Source organism: Microcoleus sp. A6-C6 (assembly GCF_036705955.1).
Lineage (GTDB): Bacteria > Cyanobacteriota > Cyanobacteriia > Cyanobacteriales > Microcoleaceae > Microcoleus.
Genome location: NZ_JAUBVR010000002.1, coordinates 149,154 through 164,943 on the forward strand (window position 1 = coordinate 149,154; position 15,790 = coordinate 164,943).

At 46.4% G+C, this 15,790-nt stretch carries 14 protein-coding genes; 3 read left to right on the top strand and 11 right to left on the bottom strand.

Annotated elements, in window-relative coordinates:
* Window positions 1–18 precede the first annotated feature (18 nt).
* From QUB52_RS02060 to tkt, 5 genes are all read right to left on the bottom strand, one after another.
* A complete protein-coding gene (locus QUB52_RS02060) occupies window positions 19–1,521 on the bottom strand; it encodes a sensor histidine kinase (protein WP_265233646.1) in 1,503 nt (500 codons plus the stop codon).
* Between the two features lie 365 nt (window positions 1,522–1,886).
* Window positions 1,887–2,336, bottom strand: a complete 450-nt coding sequence (locus QUB52_RS02065; RefSeq protein ID WP_265233645.1) for a response regulator — start codon at window positions 2,334–2,336, stop codon at window positions 1,887–1,889.
* A gap of 49 nt (window positions 2,337–2,385) precedes the next feature.
* Window positions 2,386–5,178 (bottom strand): PAS domain-containing sensor histidine kinase, encoded by a 2,793-nt coding sequence (locus tag QUB52_RS02070; RefSeq protein WP_332972269.1) that lies wholly within the window; start codon window positions 5,176–5,178, stop codon window positions 2,386–2,388.
* A 364-nt stretch (window positions 5,179–5,542) separates the two neighbouring features.
* Window positions 5,543–5,740 carry a hypothetical protein gene (locus tag QUB52_RS02075; protein ID WP_332972270.1) on the bottom strand — a complete coding sequence of 66 codons (198 nt, stop codon included), beginning with the start codon at window positions 5,738–5,740 and terminating at the stop codon, window positions 5,543–5,545.
* Between the two features lie 33 nt (window positions 5,741–5,773).
* On the bottom strand, window positions 5,774–7,789 hold the full coding sequence (gene tkt, locus QUB52_RS02080; protein ID WP_332972271.1) for a transketolase: 2,016 nt from the start codon (window positions 7,787–7,789) through the stop codon (window positions 5,774–5,776).
* A 29-nt stretch (window positions 7,790–7,818) separates the two neighbouring features.
* On the opposite strand from tkt, the gene QUB52_RS02085 reads away from it, so the two are divergent.
* Window positions 7,819–8,091: a hypothetical protein gene (locus QUB52_RS02085; protein WP_332972272.1), complete on the top strand. Its 273-nt coding sequence runs from the start codon at window positions 7,819–7,821 to the stop codon at window positions 8,089–8,091.
* 296 nt (window positions 8,092–8,387) lie between these two features.
* Complete coding sequence (lysS, locus tag QUB52_RS02090) at window positions 8,388–9,941, top strand: lysine--tRNA ligase (protein WP_332972273.1); 1,554 nt, start codon at window positions 8,388–8,390, stop codon at window positions 9,939–9,941.
* A gap of 113 nt (window positions 9,942–10,054) precedes the next feature.
* On the opposite strand, the gene QUB52_RS02095 is transcribed toward lysS, so the two are convergent.
* The 6 genes from QUB52_RS02095 to QUB52_RS02120 form a co-directional block, all read right to left on the bottom strand.
* Window positions 10,055–10,654, bottom strand: coding sequence for a TerD family protein (locus QUB52_RS02095; protein WP_332969228.1), 600 nt, complete (start codon window positions 10,652–10,654; stop codon window positions 10,055–10,057).
* 207 nt (window positions 10,655–10,861) lie between these two features.
* Entirely contained in the window at window positions 10,862–11,434 is a 573-nt protein-coding gene (locus QUB52_RS02100; RefSeq protein WP_332969227.1) for a TerD family protein, read from the bottom strand.
* Between the two features lie 55 nt (window positions 11,435–11,489).
* Complete coding sequence (def, locus tag QUB52_RS02105; RefSeq protein ID WP_332972274.1) at window positions 11,490–12,023, bottom strand: peptide deformylase; 534 nt, start codon at window positions 12,021–12,023, stop codon at window positions 11,490–11,492.
* A 152-nt stretch (window positions 12,024–12,175) separates the two neighbouring features.
* The gene (locus tag QUB52_RS02110) at window positions 12,176–12,298 is read right to left on the bottom strand and encodes a hypothetical protein (RefSeq protein WP_332969225.1); all 123 of its coding nucleotides are present in this window, start codon (window positions 12,296–12,298) and stop codon (window positions 12,176–12,178) included.
* Between the two features lie 133 nt (window positions 12,299–12,431).
* Window positions 12,432–12,806: a nuclear transport factor 2 family protein gene (locus QUB52_RS02115; RefSeq protein ID WP_265233637.1), complete on the bottom strand. Its 375-nt coding sequence runs from the start codon at window positions 12,804–12,806 to the stop codon at window positions 12,432–12,434.
* A 45-nt stretch (window positions 12,807–12,851) separates the two neighbouring features.
* Window positions 12,852–14,093 carry an HhoA/HhoB/HtrA family serine endopeptidase gene (locus tag QUB52_RS02120; protein WP_332972275.1) on the bottom strand — a complete coding sequence of 414 codons (1,242 nt, stop codon included), beginning with the start codon at window positions 14,091–14,093 and terminating at the stop codon, window positions 12,852–12,854.
* Window positions 14,094–14,384: 291 nt separating this feature from the next.
* On the opposite strand from QUB52_RS02120, the gene dnaA reads away from it, so the two are divergent.
* Window positions 14,385–15,755: a chromosomal replication initiator protein DnaA gene (dnaA, locus tag QUB52_RS02125; protein ID WP_265233635.1), complete on the top strand. Its 1,371-nt coding sequence runs from the start codon at window positions 14,385–14,387 to the stop codon at window positions 15,753–15,755.
* Window positions 15,756–15,790: the final 35 nt, after the last annotated feature.

A 15,790-nucleotide genomic window follows, 5' to 3' on the forward strand; every position in this document is an offset into this window, starting at 1 on the left:
TAGTTGATAATTTAGTTGTTATTGGCTGGGAGCGCAAATTAAAGGCAAGGTAATCGTGAAAGTTGTGCCGTTTCCTTCTTGACTGTCGATCGCCAGTTGACCGCCGTGAAGTTCCACAGCCCTTTTGACAATTGCTAAACCGAGACCGGTACCGGAAATAGTGCCGACATTTGTAGCTCGGTAAAAAGTTTCTAAGATCCTCTCTAAATCGGCTTGGGGAATCCCAATACCCTGGTCTTGAACTTGCAAAATAGCTTCTCCGTTTTGACAGTTGAGCTGCAAGGAGACTGGACTGCCAGTGGGGGAATATTTGATGGCATTTGAGAGGACGTTTCCCAACATTTGCCGCATCAGTTTTTCATCCATTTGAGCGTCGCAGTTGTCACTTTTAAGAATAAAGGCGATCGGATGTTGGTTGCTGTCGTTGAGCTGCTGTTCTTCTACCAGTTGACGGCAAAATTTTTCCAGGTTTAATGAGACGGGTTGAAACTGTAAGCTATTTGCTTCTATTTTGCCAATTACGAGGATATCTTCTAATAACTCTGTCATGCGTTTGATGGCTAATTGAATCCGCACAAAATGAGTAGATCTTTTTTCTTCTGGCCACTGAAAACTGTAATTTTGCAGTAATCCAGTTGAAAATTGGATGGTTGTCAAGGGTGTTCGGAACTCGTGGGAAACCATTGTCACAAATTTAGCTCGCAGTTCGGAAAGCTCTTTTTCTCGTGCGAGGGCTTTGAGAGTTTCGGATTCTGCGCGTTTGCGATCGCTAATGTCGCGGGCTTCAGCAATCAGCAGCAAAACTTGTCCTGTCTCATTTTTAACAGGTTTCAGTGAGAAATCAACTGTCACAATTTGGCCACTTTTTCCTAACAAGTCTATTTCGCGACGAAAAAACTCGCCCATACCAGCTTTGGCGATCCCTTCTTTTAATTGTTCTTTACCATTTGGTGACAGTTGCCAATTCGGCTGTTCCCAAATCAGGCGGCCGATAATATTTTGCGATCGCATTCCTGTAAACTCCAGGGCTGTCTCGTTCACTTCCAGCACGACTCCTTCGGGAGTGAGCAGCTTGGTTAGCTGAAACGAAGAGTCAAAAATCGCCCGAAAACGGCGCTCGCTTTCCCGCAGCATTTGAAATGTTTGCGATCGTTCGATCGCGTAGCGGATCGTCCGCACTAATAATTGAGTAGTAATTTGACCTTTAACAATGTAATCTTGGGCACCCAAGCGAACTGATTCAAGTGCGATCGCCTCATCATCCAAGCCGGTCATTACCACCATTGGCGTATCCGGGGCAACTTCTTGCAGGCGAGTTAGGGTTTCCAAACCGTGGCTGTCGGGCAAAGAAAGGTCTAGCAAGACTATATCAAAGGATTGTTTGCACAATTGGGCGATCGCCTCATGGAGGAACTCAACAGGCACGAGTTCCCACTGGACTGCGACAGATACTTCTAACAGTTCTGCAAGCAAATCAGCATCAGCCGGATTGTCTTCTACTAACAGAATTTTAATCCACATAGCTTTGACCTTTTTGACTATAAAATTTTTACTTTACCCATTTCAGCTTAAACTTTTTTGCTTGATCTTGCCATTTTTAACTTGAAAGTTATTATTTGGTAACAGTCAGTCGATTTTAGATTTTAGATTTTAGATTTTAGATTTACTCCACAGATGAAATCGAAAATGATATAAATTGGGGGATTGCATCCGTTTTTGATAACTTTCATTACCAAAAACAATTGGTTTAAAGCCGGAACCCTGATCGGGGAGAAATTAAAAGAAAACTATTCATTACTCCAATCCTCTTCCTTTTAGGTAGAGGTCGCACTCAAGCAGTCAACTGTCAACTGTCAACTGAATGAACGCCAGCCACAAATCATCAATTAATAATTTACTGGAAGTTTGACGACTGCGAGCCAGAATTCCTCAAGTAACCTGACTACTTTAGTAAATTGTACGAAGTCTACAGGCTTGGTTATGTAACAGTTGGCGTGGAGCGAGTAGGACTTAAAAATATCATCGGGAGCGGCTGAAGTGCTGAGAATCACTACAGGAATTAATTTTAACTTCGGGTCAGTTTTAATTTCTTCTAGCACTTCAATACCGCTTTTTTTCGGCAGATGCAAATCGAGCAAAATCAAATCGGGACGGGGTACGCCCAGATAGGGTGCTTTTTTGCGTAAAAACTTGATTGCTTCGACTCCATCCTCCACAAAATGCAAGTTATTCAATATTTTACCCTGACCGAGGACTTCTATGGCCAAATCGGCATCGCTTGGCGAATCCTCAATTAGCAGAATCTCAACTCGTCTAACAGTGCTTAGATCGCTCATAACCGGTTTATCCTTGTGATTATAAAAAAAATAAATGAAATTTAAGCCTTCAGATACTAATTATAGGAATAGTAAAGTAAAAAATCGCTCCTTTTTCTTCTTGAGATTCCACCCAGATGCGCCCGCCGTGGCGTTCCACAATGCGCTTGCACATCGCCAAACCTATGCCAGTACCGGAATATTCGCGGCGAGAGTGCAGGCGTTGAAAAATAATAAAAATGCGATCGGCATATTCCGGATCGATGCCAATGCCGTTATCGCGGACGCTCAACAGCCATTCTCCCTCTTGCCTCTGGGCAGCGATCTGAATCAACGGAATATCTTCGCGGCAAAATTTAATGCCGTTAGCGATCAAATTTTGGAATAATTGCACCAGTTGAGATTCATCTGCCATCACGGTTGGCATCGCGTCGCAGGTGATGACAGCTTTCTTTTCGGCGATCGCAATTTGCAAATTAGACAAACTTTGGTTGACAGCAGCGTTGCAATCGGCTAGCTCAAATTCTTTAGATCGGGTTCCCAGGCGCGAATAGGCCAACAAATCATTAATCAATTGTTGCATTCTGGTAGCGCCGTCAACAATATAATGAATATATTTATCTGCTTTAGCATCCAAATTTCCTTGATAGCGCTGTGCCAGCAATTGAGCGTAACTGGTAACGGCTCGGAGCGGTTCTTGCAAATCGTGGGAAGCTACATAAGCAAATTGTTCTAATTCCTCGTTGGAACGCTTCAAATCTTCTGTAAGTTGCAGCATTTGCTGCTCTGCTGCTTTGCGGTGTGTAATGTTGTAAACCAAGGCGCAACAAGACAGCAGATTCCCCTGGGAGTCCATGACTGGACTGGTAGACATATCCGTCCAAATATCTTTGCCATCCTTGCTCTTGAATTTAAATTCGTGTTGTTCACCAATACCTTGCTTGCGGCGCTCGACATGATCAAGAGCTTGTTGTTTTTCCTGTTCGTCCATGAAATCCAAAAGCGGCCGACCAAACATTTCTAATTCACTATAGCCGAGCATTCGCGCCATTGCGTGGTTCACGTAAGTCGTGAGGGCATTACCGTCAATTACCCAAATACCTTCTTCTGCTAATTCAACTATTTGCCTGTATTTGAATTCACTTTCCTGCAAAGCTGTTTCAGTTAGTTTGCGCTCGGTGATATCTTTCATAAAACAGTGGTTGCCGTTAAATATCCCTTGGGCGTCCCAAGCTTTTACCATTGTTACTTGCTTGTAAAAAAACGAGCCATTTTTCCGGACGCCTCTAGCTTCAACTTCTACTTTGCCAGAAGTTAGCATTTCCTGATAAGCACAGAGCAGCATCTCAACATCACCCGGATGTACCGTGAGCTGCCATTCCATGCCGATCATTTCTTCTGGTTTGTAACCGCATCTATGAGCGTAAGCTCGGTTAACATTCACGTAGCGTCCCTCAATGTCCACCCGCGAAATGCCTTCCACCGCATTTTGCATGGCAGCGGTGAGATCGCGCAGCTCTTTTTCGGCTTGTTTGCGATCGCTAATATCCTGACCGATCGCCAAAAAACCAGTGATATTTCCTTCAGGATCAAATAAGGCTGTCACCGACAATTGCACTGGAAACCGCGAACCATCTTTGCGAATGTAAGTCCATTCATTTTGGTCAGCTATTCCCCGGCGCGGCAAGGCAACAAAAACTTCCATTCCCGGCTCTATTTTTACTCCCAATTGTTGAGAAAGAACTTCAGCTCTTTTATCTACCTCTAGAGGATCGTGAATTATTGCTGGCGTGACTTTCCCCACCACTTCTTCGGGGGAATAACCTAAAAGTTGCTGTGCTGCCCGATTAAATGTTTTAATTGTACCGTCGGGATCTGTAGAAATAATTGTGTAGTGAGTGCTGTTAAGAATTGCATTTTGCAGTTGCGTCAATTCCAACAGAGTTATCGCAATTCTTTCTCGGTAGGCTATTTCTTCGGGCAAATTGTGGTGAGAAATTTCCATCTTAGCAATGCGCTCAGCAACTCGATTCTCCAGAGTTTCATGGAGCAGTCTATTTTCCTCTTCTACCTGCTTGCGTTCTGTAATATCAGTAATAGTACCAACATAATTAACCTCCCCATTTTCTCCAATTTTACCGACAGCTTGACCGAGTACCCAACTAATTTTAGTGCGATCGATGCCTTGAAAGCGGTACTCAGATGTAAATGGCAATTTCTGCTGCGTGGCGCTATACCATTCGGCACAAACCCGCTGGCGGTCGTCTGGATGAATGCCTTGCAACCACCCTTTGCCCAAAGCTTCATCACAGGTCATTCCCGAAATTTGACACCAGCGTTCGTTGACATACAAGCAGTCTCCTAAAGCGTCTGTATAAAATATTCCCATCGGCGAAGCTTCAGTTAAAGTGTGATAGCGAGCTTCTGTTTTTCGGCGTTCGATGATTTCTTGTTGCAGGATGCGATCGATCATCCCTAATTGAGTTGGACTGATGAGAGTTAATGCTTGGGGAACTAAAGGAATTAATGCAAAAGCGGTGTAAGCAGAAATTGCGGCGGTAATGATTTTCAGACTGCCAGAAACCCAATAAACAGGATGCCAAAGCGTCCAAACTTCCATTATATGAGTAGTGCCGCAGGAGATAATAAAAGCTGCGAACAGCCAAAAGATGTTGCGAAAGGGCAAGTCTTTTCCCTGAGTGATAAAATAAATTAGCGATAGCGGTATTGAATAGTAAGCCAGGGCAATTATAGAGTCTGATACTATGTGGAGCGCGACTAGCTCTCGCTGCCAAAGGTAACAGTGGCCGTGAGGAATATAATTCCCGGTGAATAACAGGTTATTTAACAAGTTCCAAATCATAAATGGAATGGGGAATGGGGAATGGGGAATGGGGTATGGGAATTTAACTGAATGTGAGTGGGAAGTCCCGCACCCTATCTGTACTCAGGTGGATGACGGGATGAAAACGAACCAGAAACAAGTTGATCGATCGCGAATCAGTGATACAATTGCACTATCTTGACCACTATCTCTTAGGCAAAAACCAAGCTAAACGGAGCGTGTAGCAAGACAAAGTATGGGTCTTAGGAACTAGGACTCCTGCCTGTGGAGGGAAGATAAGACTACTTGTTTCACGGAGCAACAGCACATCGAAGATGAATCAGGAAGCCAGTGCTGTATGCGTAGCATCAGTGTCTGGTAGTTCACCCCAATAACTTATAACTTATCTCAAATCTCTGAAATATACATAAGACCGGGCAAATGGAATTCGCACGCCAAACAAACGAAACCCACCGCAGCGGGTTAAAGTTTGATCTTCTTCCTTCTTCCTTCTTCCGTCTTCCTTCTTCCGTCTTCCTTCTTCCGTCTTCCTTCTTCCTTCTTCCTTCTTCCTTCTCCTATAAAAAAGGGGGCGAGCCAAAAGCCCGCCCCATCATACATTATGCTACTGCGATTAACCCAACAGCGCCTTAGCTTTAGCCACCACATTATCAACGGTGTAGCCAAACTTTTCTAAAGCAACGGGGCCTGGTGCGGAGGCGCCGAAGGTGTCGATGCTGATGCTGTCGCCTTCGGAACCTAAATAACGTCCCCAGCCGAAGCTAGAAGCGGCTTCAACTGCTAACCGTTTGGTAACAGCTTTCGGGAATACAGATTCGCGGTAAGCGGCATCTTGCAAGTCGAACAATTTCCAGCAAGGCATCGAAACGACGCGGACTTTTTTACCTGCGGCGCGCAATTTTTCAGCGGCATCAACGCAGAGGTATGTTTCGCCACCGGTGCCGATTAAAATGATGTCGGGAGTGCCACCGTCGTCGGACAAAATGTAAGCGCCTTTGGCTGTTCCTTCGATCGAGCTTCCGGCCAAATTCGGCAAGTTTTGACGAGACAGAGCCATTAATGTGGGGCGTTTGGGGCTTTCAATTGCCACCTTGTAAGAGCCAGATGTTTCGTTTCCATCCGCAGGGCGCATCACCAACAAATTGGGGATGGCGCGCAGGGAAGCGATGGTTTCGACTGGTTGGTGAGTGGGGCCATCTTCGCCCAGGGCTACGGAGTCGTGAGTCATGACATAGATGACTCCGGCTTCCGAGAGTGCGGAGAGGCGAATTGCACCGCGCATATAGTCGGCAAATACCAAGAATGTGGCGCAGTAAGGAATCAAACCGCCGTGGAGTAGCAGACCATTGGCGATCGCGCCCATAGCGTGTTCCCGCACGCCAAAGCGCAGGTTGCGTCCTTCATATTGACCTTTTTGGAAATCTTTTTCACCCTTGAGCAGAGTCATGTTAGAAGATGCCAAGTCAGCCGAACCACCGATTAATTCAGGTAGCACAGCAGCCAAAGCATTCAAACATTTTCCAGAATGATTCCGAGTCGAATCAGCCTTGTCTTCTACCTTGTAAGTCGGGAGAACTTTATCCCAACCTTCGGGAAGTTTGCCAGCAACCGTGCGTTCGTATTCTGCTGCTTCGGCGGGATATTTTGCTTTATAATCTGCAAAAGTTTTATTCCATTCTTGCTCGGATGCAGCACCGCGATCGACTGCTTTGCGGAAGTGAGTCAAAGCATCATTAGGAATTTCAAACGGTGCGTATTCCCACTTCAAGAAATCGCGAGTTGCTTTCACTTCATCGGTACCCAAAGCAGCACCGTGAGAACTGTAAGAATTGCGCTTGTTGGGAGAACCGTAACCGATTACTGTGCGGACTTTAATCAGAGTCGGTTTGTCTGTAACTTTTTTGGCTTCTTCAATAGCTTTGTGAACTGATTCTGCGTTAGTATCTTCGTCGAGCTTGGTATTGTCTACTGTAATAACGTGCCAGTTGTAGGCTTCAAAACGCTTGCCGACATCTTCAGTAAAGGCCAAGTTAGTGTCGCCTTCAATGGAAATGTGATTGTCATCGTAGAGGGCGATTAATTTGCCAAGTCCGAGGTGTCCGGCCAAAGAACAAGCTTCGCTAGAAATACCTTCCATGTGGCAGCCGTCACCCATGATCACATAGGTGTAGTGGTCAACAATGGTGCTATCGGGCTTGTTAAACTTGGCAGCGAGGTGAGCTTCTGCCATTGCCAAACCGACGGCGTTAGCAATGCCTTGTCCCAGGGGGCCGGTGGTGACTTCTACGCCTTCGGTGACGAAGTTTTCCGGGTGTCCGGGGGTTTTGGATTCCCACTGACGGAATTGCTTGATGTCGTCGAGGCTGACGCTATCGTAGCCGGCGAGGTACATGAGGGCGTACTGTAGCATACAGCCGTGGCCGGCGGAGAGTACGAAGCGATCGCGATTGAACCACTTAGGGTTTTTAGGGTTGAACCGCAGGAAGCGATCCCACAGCACGAAGGCCATAGGCGCAGCGCCCATCGGCAGTCCTGGGTGTCCTGATTTTGCTTTTTCTACCGCATCGATGGCGAGAAAGCGGATAGAGTTAATGCAGAGTTCGTCGAGTGATTGGGTTGCAACAGCCATAATTCTGGTTTTTATATGTAGGAGAGAGAGTGTGTGATATCATATCCGGTCAATTGACCGTGATTGTTGTAGGGGCGAGTTCACCAATAATCCCTAATAAAAACCAGAGTTTTAGTAAACGCCCCAACCCAAATAGTACGATCCATCGACCGGACACGATTTGTGTGGTCAATTCTGGCAGAGGTGCGATGAGTCGAGTTCGATCGCCCGCGTCTCTGCTGTTCAGTTTCTGTGGAACTGCCGTGAGGCTGCACTACATATCATCTCACCACTTGCGATCGACAGACAACTTAATTTTTTAATGTTTCGCCCGCTTTGTGCTGTCGATAACAATTTGCGATCGCAAATATTTCAGCAGCCAGGGTACAGAAAGACAGCGTGTATCTGAATTATTTAGTAAATTGGTCACGTCAGGCAGCTCAGTTATGATAGAGTTTGGTGTTTCTGACATCTTGCACCTGTTGCGATCGAGCTTTCGGGCGTCGGCTGTCGGCCTACCCACAAAAGAATTGAGTTGTGGAACAGACCAGAAAGCCTGTGAATGTGACAATGCAGTGCAAGATGTAAGATATTTGTAATTTTAATTAGGCAATAAGTAATGACTCTGAGTGAAGCCGAAGTCCGCAGTCAAAAAGTAGACGAACTGCGATCGCAAGGCATAGAACCGTATCCCAGTCAATCCTACGCGCGATCGCACACAGCCCAACAAGTGCGCGAAATATTTAGTCAGCCGGGAAAAGAACTCGAAAACGGACAAAGTGACCCCGAAGAAATCCCCCTGCGATTAGCCGGCCGCATTATTTCCAAGCGAGACAGCGGCAAAATTGGCTTCATCGATTTAAAAGACGCCACAGACAAAATTCAACTCAAAATCGAAAAAGCAATCGTCACCGGCGAAGTCGGTTTGAGCTTTGACCAAATTAAAAAATTGCTTGATGTCGGCGATTTTGTCGGCGTAGAAGGCATCGGCTGCCGCACCCCTAGGGGAGAACTTTCTATTTTAGTGCGGGAATTCACGCTTTTATCAAAAGCTACGATCCAATTTCCCGATGCTTATTACGGAGTTAATGACCCCGAAGTTTGCCGTCGCCACCGCGAAATGGACTTAGCTAGCAACCAAGAAGCCCTCAACCGTTTCATGCTACGCAGCCGCATCGTCCAAAGCATCCGTTCCTATCTTTGGAATGCGAGTTTTTATGAAATAGAAACACCGACATTGCAAGCTATTTACGGCGGTGCCGCAGCTAAACCATTCATCACGCATCACAATGCTTTAGAAGTAGATTTGTATTTGCGCGTTGCTCCAGAATTGTTCTTAAAAAGAGCAATTTGTGGCGGTTTCGAGCGAGTATTTGAACTAGGAAAAGCCTTTAGAAATGAGGGTATTGATAGCACCCACAATCCCGAATTCACATCCTTAGAAGTTTACCAAGCTTACGCAGATGTATTCGACATTTTAGGAGTTGTCGAAGACGTGATGTGTTTCGCAGCAGCAGCGGTATTTGGCGATGTCAAGGAAATTGAAAATCAGGGAGAAACGATTAGTTTAGAACGCAAATACGACTACAGCGAAAAATATCCCGGTTTTAGCGGCAAACACTGGCAAGTGAAAACGATGGTGGAAGCCGTCAGAGACGAGTTTGGGCTGGATTTTGACAGTTTGGATCTCGAAAGTGCGATCGCCTCCGTAACCAAGCTAGAACTACACCTTTCCAAGTTAGAACAACAGAGTTTAGGCTATGTGCTCTACGCAGTTTTCGACAAATTAGTTGTCCCCAAACTAATTCAACCGACATTCATCATCGACTATCCAGTCGAAGTCAGTCCCCTAGCCAAAGGACACCGCAGCAAACCCGGATTTGTCGAGCGTTTCGAGCTATTTATTAACGGTACAGAATACTCCAACGGATTCTCAGAATTGAACGATCCGAAAGAGCAAAGAAAGCGGTTTGAAGAGCAATTAGCACAGAAGAATGCAGGAGATGACGAAGCGCATCCAATGGATGAAGATTTCATCCAAGCGCTATCTTTGGGAATGCCGAATTGTGCAGGAATGGGCATCGGTGTAGACAGATTGGTGATGCTTTTAACTAACACTCAAAGCATCCGAGATGCCGTGATGTTCCCGACAATGCGGCCAGTCAAAGATTGATTCAATTTGCTTTTTTAACCGCAGATATTTGCGGATGAACACAGATGAACGCAGATAGAATTTCATCTGCGTTCATCTGCGTTCATCTGCGGTTAAAAAAATCTTCTTTCCTATCACCGCATAAACGAACCGACAACACCGTTAAAATCTTCAGTCAAAGGATTTCCCAAAGCCTTAAATTTCCATTCGCTACCTTCTCGATAAACTTCTCCCATCAACATATTTAATTTGCCTTCATAGGAAGAGTCATTTGACAAGCGATAGCGAGCAATTTCTTTCCCGGCGGCATCTACAGCCCTCACGTAAGCATTTTCTACCAGGCCAAAATGCTGTTTTCTTTCTTTGCCATTGTAAATATTTACGCCCAAGATAATTTTGTGATATTGTGCTGGCAAAGAGTTCAGTTTCACAAATATTTGTTCGTCATCGCCCTCTCCCTCCCCGGTGAGATTGTCGCCGGAGTGCACAACTGTTTTGTCCTTGGATTCTAAATGAGAGTAATAAATTACATCTTCTTTGTATTGTTTTAATTTGCCATTGTCCCCCAGCAGCAAAGCGTAGGAATCTAGGTCAAAATTTGCACCGCTACTTCTGCCGAAAAGACCTTTTTTAACTTGTGCAACATCCCAGCCCAAAGCCATTGTCACTCTGGATAAGTCGTATTCACTTTTGCTGAGTACGATTGATTGTCCTTTTGTCAAGTTGATAGCCATAGTTTTTTGATTTGGTAAGGTTTATCGTGCAATATGGGATTAATAAAAAGACCGGGCCGTTTCAACAGTACGTCCGGTTTATTCCCCGGATATCCCCCTAAATCCCCCTTAAAAAGGGGGACTTTGAGAACTCTCTTGTCCCCCCCTTTTTAAGGTAGGCTAGGGGGGATCGACTTTATCTCAACCGTATTGTTTTATATCGACCTTTTATCCGGCATACTTGTCTACAAAGCTTTGCAAGCCTGAATTGTAGCCTTGTCCGACTGCTTGGAACCTCCACTCACCGTCTTTCTTGTAAAGTTTGCCAAATTCGATCGCAGTTTCCCGAGAAAAATCCTCATCCAAATCGTACTTCAGGACTTCTTTGCTAGTAGTGGTGTCGTAAATCCTGATAAAAGCATTTTTCACTTGACCGAAGTTTTGCCTTCTGGATTCGGCTTCGTGGATGGTGACAACAAACACAATTTCTTCTACCGCAGGATCGACTTTGGTTAAATCGACTGTAACGGTTTCATCATCGCCAAATCCTTCTCCGGTTGTGCTATCTCCCAGATGTATTACAGCAGTATCGGGCGACTCTTTGTTGTTGTAGAAAACCAAGTATTTTTCGCTGGAAATTTTCCCAGTAGCCCCCAACATAAACACGGAAGCATCTAAGTCAAAGGCCCCGCCGGTGTCTGTAGCATTGGTATCCCATCCCAAACCGATCCCGGCATTTTTCAGCCCTGGTGCTTCTTTAGATAGATTGATTCTCCCGCCTTTTTCCAAGTTGATAGACATTCGCCCTCCTATTCACAACATCAATTTTAGTTACCGATCGCCATTATATCAATTATCACAGGAGCTTGACAAATTGCTGCTGGTACTCATCCTCTGTCATTAGTTCGTGGGTGCTTTCCACCCTGTCTAAAAACACGATGCCCTCTAAATGGTCGTATTCGTGTTGAAAAATCCGGGCTACAAAGTCTGTAAGTTCTTGTCGGTGGAGTTTGCCGTCTCTACAGGTGTATTCTATCTCGATCGCCCTACTTCTCGGCACCAACCCGCGAATCCCCGGAATGCTCAAACAGCCTTCCCAGTCTTTGACTGTTTCTGTGGATGCAGCGATAATCCGGGGATTAATCATCGCCGTCGGTTCCATCTTCGGCGCTTGGGGATAGCGCAGGTTGGGGCGGGATGCGACGATGAACAGGCGATCGCACTTCGCCGCTTGGGGGGCCGCAATCCCTACTCCGTTCGCCTGTTGTACGGTAAAAATCAGGTCGTCGATTAGCTCTTGAATGCGATCGTCCTTAACATTCTCAACAACTTGCGACGGTTGGCGCAGTACGGGATTTCCTAATTGTGAAATTTGTAATATTTCTGGCATAGTTAGTTGTTATTTGTTAGTTGTTATTTGTTATTTGTTAGCTGTTATTTGTTAGTTGTTATTGGAAATTATATCCGTTAAATCCGCTACAAAATCCGTTACCTAACATCCGTTAAATCCGCTACAAAATCCGTTTTCCAACATCAGTTAAATCAGTTATAGCCCTTCTCAGATAGGTGAGGTATGTTGTTGGGCTTCAGCCCTCTTATGGCGATCGTAGAACCCATTTGATATCTTTTAGGGCGATCGCTAAAACTTGCTAAGCTGTTCGACATTTAAACTGCATTATTTGTGGTCTATACCCCATACTGTAAGGGGTTCAGGCAATAAATTTAAATGACTAACAGCTTATAAATGTAGCTGCATAACGGACTCAAGCTGTGCAACCGGAGCGCAGTGTTAGGCGACCTAGCTGGACGATGGAAGTGAACAGACCTCCATGACTTGAATCAAGCCACGATCGATGGTGAAGCGATGACCAACCCGCTCATCAGCAACCACGCTTCCAGCCAGATCGCGCACGACTTGGTGCACATCGACCAAAATCCGCCCGCCCTCCTCTGGGTGAAAGGCACTAGGCTCCACATGGGGATCGATCTCGCTCCATTGCTCCGTCCAGTAAGCGCGGACTTCTTCATGTCCACGGACAAAACCGCCTTTGAACGCTCGCGGCCAAGCCACGTCCGCAGTCATGAGGGCGAGGGCGGCGTTGATGTCTCGCGCGTTGAAAGCAGCGTAGGCCGCGCGTAACAATTCGATTTCTGATGCAGGTTGATTTAACATAAAATATCTCAAATGGATTCTATACAAAATCCGTCGCCGAACTTCCTATCTAATTTTTTGAACTGGCAAACTCCCCGGTTGTACAGTCAAATTAACTATTTGCCCGTTGCGATTAATCTCCATTTGCAACAGGCCGCCAACCTTAGCATTTTGCACGAACTCCTGAACAGCTTCCGACTGAATAATCGGCTGATTGTTAAGCTTTTGAATCACATCTCCAGCCCGCAAACCTGCCGCCGCTGCGGGAGAATTAGGAACAACACTCACAATAGCCACACCCCGATCGACTGCAACTCGCAGATTACTGTTAGCATTGCCATTAATTTGCTGCTTAACTTCAGGAGTCAGCGTCGCCATTTCAATGCCCAAATAAGCGTGTTCGACTTTCCCCGTCGAAATCAGTTGCTGCGCTACCTGTTGCGCCGCCTTAATCGGAATTGCAAAGCCCAATCCTTGAGCTCCTTGAATAATCGCCGTATTCATCCCAATAACTTCCCCCGAAGCATTCAGCAGCGGGCCGCCGGAATTCCCCGGATTGATTGCAGCGTCTGTTTGAATAAAACCGATCCGCTTGTCGGGTACGCCCACATCAGAGCTCGATCGCTCCGTAGCGCTAATAATCCCCGCAGTTACGGAATTGTCCAAACCCAAAGGATTGCCGATCGCGATCGCCCATTCCCCAGGCAACAGCTTATCAGAATTGCCGATCGCCACCACAGGCAGAGCATTCGCCTCAATCTTCACCACAGCCACATCCGTCACCTGATCCGCCCCCAACACCCGCCCCTGATAGCTGCGGCCGTCCCTGAGAGTTACACTTACCGTATCTGCACCCTCTACAACGTGAGCATTCGTCAGAATCACGCCGTCAGCCCCGATCACAAAACCCGAACCAGTGCCCCGTTCAATCCCGCCCCGGCCGCCCGAATTCGGTTGTCCACCAAAAAAATCCTCCGGCGAAACACCTTTATTTCCCGGTCTCACCTTGCGCGAAGCATCAATCCGCACCACCGCCGGGCCAACTTTTGCCACCGCAGCCACAATAAAATTCACATTAGCCCCGTCGCCCGACAAGGGAATCGGCGACAAGACTTTGCTAGCTTGAGGCTTAGTATTAGCAGGCACTTGCAATCTCGGTTCCAGCGCCCTTTGTCCCGAATCGCCCGAATTTGCACGTAATTGAGAAACCGACAGCCGATCGCCCAACATGGCCGCTGCTGCTCCCGTTACCAGCAGCAATATGTAAATTGCTGGTTGCTTCCAAAATTTGCCAGTAGAACTCTTCATCGCTACGTTTTAAGGCTTTCCTGCCAAATTTAAATACTTGCCTAGCAGCTCTTCGATACCTGCTATATCGCCGCAGAGCCACAAAATTTTTGGGCGATCGGCAGACTCCCTTAAACTTTAACATTCAGCTTCTCATTTTGGATTTTGGATTGCCGATTTTCGCTGATTTTGCTAAGAGATACGGTTGAAACCGCCCAATCTTGGCCGCTCTAGCTTCCCAACCACTAACTCGACTAAACTGAACAGTCTGGACATGAAAATCTCTTAAATGCCGATCGGCAAAGGTAAGCAGTGGACATTACCCTCGAAAGTCTGTGGAATCAGATACTTGAACGTCTCCAGGTACAACTGAGCAGACCTAGCTTTGAGACGTGGATCAAAACTGCCAGGGCCGAACAACTCGAAAATAACTGTTTGATTGTCAGCGCCCCCAACCCCTTTGCTCGCAATTGGTTGCAGAAATATTACAGAGAAATCCTTGCCGATGCAGTCGCAGAAATTCTCGGCTATCCCGTAGAAATCTACTTGACAGTTGCCGGGGGAAACGAAACAGGCGGCAGCAACGACTCCGCCATGATTTGGCCATCCCCGATCGCCGATCGCCCCGAAAGCCACTCGCTACACCCACCTAAACCAGCCCATTTAAACCCCAAATACGTATTTTCCCGCTTTGTCGTCGGTTCCAACAACCGCATGGCTCACGCAGCATCCCTCGCCGTAGCCGAGTCTCCGGGCCGAGAATTCAATCCCCTATTTTTGTGTGGCGGCGTTGGTTTGGGGAAAACTCATTTGATGCAGGCGATCGGTCATTATCGCTTAGAAATCGACCCCAATGCCAAGATTTTTTACGTTTCTACTGAGAAATTTACCAACGATTTAATCGCCGCCATTCGCAAAGATAGTATGCAAACTTTCCGCGATCACTATCGAGCAGCGGATGTTTTATTAATAGATGATATCCAATTTATAGAAGGCAAAGAATACACCCAAGAAGAATTTTTTCACACTTTTAACACCTTACACGAAGCCGGAAACCAAGTAGTGTTAGCTTCCGATCGCCCGCCGCAGCAAATTCCCCGCCTGCAAGAGCGTTTGTGTTCCCGATTTTCCATGGGATTAATTGCCGATATTCAATTGCCAGACTTGGAAACGCGGATGGCAATTTTGCAGAAAAAATCTGAATATGAAAATATGAGGCTGCCGCGAGATGTCATAGAATACATTGCTTCTAGTTACACTTCCAATGTGCGGGAATTAGAAGGAGCTTTGATTCGGGCAGTAGCATATCTTTCAATTACCGGTTTGCCGATGACCGTGGAGAATATCGCCCCGGTTTTGAACCCGCAAACTGAAACCGTAGAGGCGACTCCCGATGCAGTAATTGCAGTTGTGGCTGAGGTGTTTGATGTTTCTGTGGAAGACTTGAAGGGTGTTTCCCGCAGGCGAGAAATTAGCTTTGCTCGTCAAATCGGGATGTATTTAATTCGGCAGCACACTACTTTGAGTTTGCCGAAAGTTGGCGAAGTGTTCGGCGGCAAGGATCACACGACTGTGCTTTACAGTTGCGATAAAATTGCTCAGTTGCGGAACACAGATCCAACTTTAGCCCAAACTTTGCGTCAATTGAGCGATCGAATTAACGTTATTAGCCGCAAAACTTAAAGCCCGATCGACCCCGCCTGTGGAAAAACCTGTGG